This window comes from Burkholderia sp. E168m23 (assembly GCF_016586125.1).
Classification (GTDB): domain Bacteria; phylum Pseudomonadota; class Gammaproteobacteria; order Burkholderiales; family Burkholderiaceae; genus Burkholderia; species Burkholderia orbicola.
The window spans coordinates 1-2,715 of record NZ_BCPP01000949.1; the positions used below are offsets into that span (position 1 = coordinate 1).

Genomic DNA, 2,715 nt, shown 5'->3' on the forward strand with positions numbered 1-2,715 from the left:
CGCCCATCGTCGGCCGGTGACGCTTCGCAAGAAACTCGTCGGTCTCCTTCAGCGACCGGCGGATCAGGAACAGGAACGGCACGATCAGGCAGCCGATCAGGAACGGAATGCGCCAGCCCCACGCGGTCATTTCCTCGACCGGCAGCGCGCGGTTCAGCACGACACCGACGAACGCGGCGAACACGACGGCCACCTGCTGGCTGCCCGACTGCCACGACGTATAGAACCCCTTGTGGCCCTTCGTCGCGATCTCCGACAGGTAGACCGACACGCCGCCGAGCTCGACGCCCGCCGAGAAGCCCTGCAACAACCGGCCGAGCAGCACGAGCACCGGCGCGAGCACGCCGATCGTCGCGTAGCCCGGGATCGCAGCCACGGTGAGCGTGCCGATCGCCATCAGCCCGAGCGTCAGGATCAGCCCCTTGCGGCGGCCGTGATGATCGATGTACGCGCCGAGCACGATCGCACCGACCGGGCGCATCAGGAAACCCGCGCCGAATACCGACAGCGACAGCATCAGCGACGCGAACGCGTTGCCGCTCGGAAAGTACGTTTTCGCGATGGCCGACGCGTAATACCCGTAGACCATGAAGTCGTACATTTCCAGGAAGTTGCCGCTGACGACCCGGAAGACGGTGCGGACTTTCGATTCCTGCGCGATCGCAGGGGACGCTGTGGACATATTTTCTCGCTCAGCTCGGGTGGCGCGAATACCGCGCCGCCGCATGAATCCGACGATGCGCGACGCGCAGGGTGAGCCCCGCGCGCCCGGGCATCGCTGCCCGCCGGCGGCACGGCGCGTAACGGCGCGCCGCCGGCATGATTCGCGAATCATGCCACGCCAGGCCGACATTTGCCTTGTGGTGCCCCTTGGCGCCCCTGTCACGACCGTCGCGGCATCCGCCTCGTACAAGTCGCCCCCAAAAAGGCACAAGAATCAGATTGATCTGATCGACCTGCCTTCGCCGGCTGACCACAATGTCACGATTTGCGACGACATTTCCGCGCCGCGCCGGCACGGTCGCCCGTGTCGCACGACGTACCCCTTTCATGATCCCATCGCCCCTCGTCCCGGTCGAAGGCGCGCTCGCCCGCCCTCGCATCAACCCGCTCGATCAGGTCCCGCCGTTCGGTCGCGAATGGCGATTTCTCGGTGCCCCCGGTGCACGGTCCAGCAAGAACTGCCTCGCGACACTGACGACGTCCTGCATCGACGTCGACTGGCCGCACTCCGCATGCCGGTGGCAACCGCTGCCGGCGACCGCGCTGCCGGCTTCGGGCGGGCTGCCTGCCCCGCCGGCTGCGGCCGCCGGCCGGCGCTTGCGCCATCGCCGCCCTCGTGACCGGCGCGCGATGTACGCGCTCTACTGGAGCATCGGCGCACTCGGCATCATCGGCTGGCTGATCGGCACGTACGACCCGCCCGCGGGCTTCGGTCCCGCGTATGCGATTCAAGCGACCGGCGGTATGGCCGATCACGTCACGACGTCGACCGGCACCATACATATGGCCGCGACTCACCCGGCCACCTCGACGAACGCCGTGCCGCAGCGCAAGGTCGCGGCGCCTGTCGCGAACACGATGAAAACGCCGCCCGCCACGCACCGCGCCCCGCTTCGCCCCCCATCGCTTCATCCGCAAACGGCGTCCGACATGCGGCACGGCGCGCCTGCGTCGCCCCGTCGGGCAACCGGCCAGCGCACGATGCCGGCACCGGCCCACACACCGGTCGTGCCGCGACTCGCCGCACATCCGCCGACCCAGCGTGCGCCGCTCCAGCGCGCTGCGACCAACACCGGCACACACGATCGGCTCGCTCCACCGCCGCGCACGGCAGACACGCGCGATACACGCGACTCACTCGACGATCCGGCCACGCTGATCGCCATGGCGAACGCGCTGCGCGCCACGCAGCCGGCCCGCCCGGCGCACCCGAGCGTGGCCGGTTTCGACTGGACGTCGCAACTGTCGCACCGTCGCGTGACCGACGTGCCGGACGCGTTCGCGCACTGACGCCCGCGCAATAAAAAACCCGGCGAAGATCGCTTCGCCGGGTTTTCGTTCGTCTCGCTCCGTCCGTTCGACGAATCGTTACTTGTGCGCGGGCAGCCCCGTCTCGTTCTGTCTCTCGAGTTGCCGCACCTGCTCCTGCAGATCGCGCAACTGCAACTGCGCAGCCCGCTTCTCGACCTGCAGCGCCTGGGCCTGCTCCTGCGCCGACCGCTGCCGCTGCGCGACTTCGGCCTGCTGGCTGCGCGCGACGCTCAGGTCGGCCTGCAACTGCTGCGCACGATTCGCCTGCAGCGCGATCACGCGTTCGAGAAATGCCTTCTGCGCCTGCAGCTCGGTCCGGCGGATCTCGATATCGGCGAGCTGCGCGGTCTGCTGGACGAAGTTCGCGTACACCATCTCCGCGCGATTCTTTTCCTGCGAGCGGATCACGCGCCACAGATTCTTGTCCTGGAACAGCGCGACGTAATACGTCATCTCGCGCGGATCGAACATCAGGCTCGCGCCGTAGCTGCCGTTGTACGTAGTACGCATCTCGACGATCCGGCCGTCGTGCAGCATCTGCGTCAGCTCGGCGACGTTGCCTTGCGCGGCGGCGTCCGTCTCGGCCGCGGCCGATGCCGCAGGCGACGCGCTGCCGCTCAGGCTCGTGACCGCCGGACGCGTACCGGCGACGGGGGCGGTTGCCTCGGCGGACCAGGCCGT

At 68.4% G+C, this 2,715-nt stretch carries 3 protein-coding genes; 1 reads left to right on the forward strand and 2 read right to left on the reverse strand.

All coding sequences use genetic code 11. The features are described from left to right. Nucleotides 1-682 (reverse strand): MFS transporter (locus JMF90_RS32405; RefSeq protein WP_201325959.1); only part of this gene is annotated, 682 nt, incomplete at its 3' end. A 368-nt stretch (nucleotides 683-1,050) separates the two neighbouring features. Between JMF90_RS32405 and JMF90_RS32410 the strand changes: the two genes are divergently transcribed. Further along, nucleotides 1,051-2,013 carry a hypothetical protein gene (locus JMF90_RS32410; protein WP_230463116.1) on the forward strand — a complete coding sequence of 321 codons (963 nt, stop codon included), beginning with the start codon at nucleotides 1,051-1,053 and terminating at the stop codon, nucleotides 2,011-2,013. A gap of 78 nt (nucleotides 2,014-2,091) precedes the next feature. Here the strand turns inward: JMF90_RS32410 and JMF90_RS32415 are convergent. Next, nucleotides 2,092-2,715 (reverse strand): DUF2968 domain-containing protein (locus JMF90_RS32415; RefSeq protein WP_201325960.1); only part of this gene is annotated, 624 nt, incomplete at its 5' end.

Coding starts and splice junctions, on each gene's coding strand:
- JMF90_RS32410 (WP_230463116.1), top strand. CDS start 1,051: ATGATCCCATCGCCCCTCGTCCCGGTCGAAGGCGCGCTCGCCCGCCCT.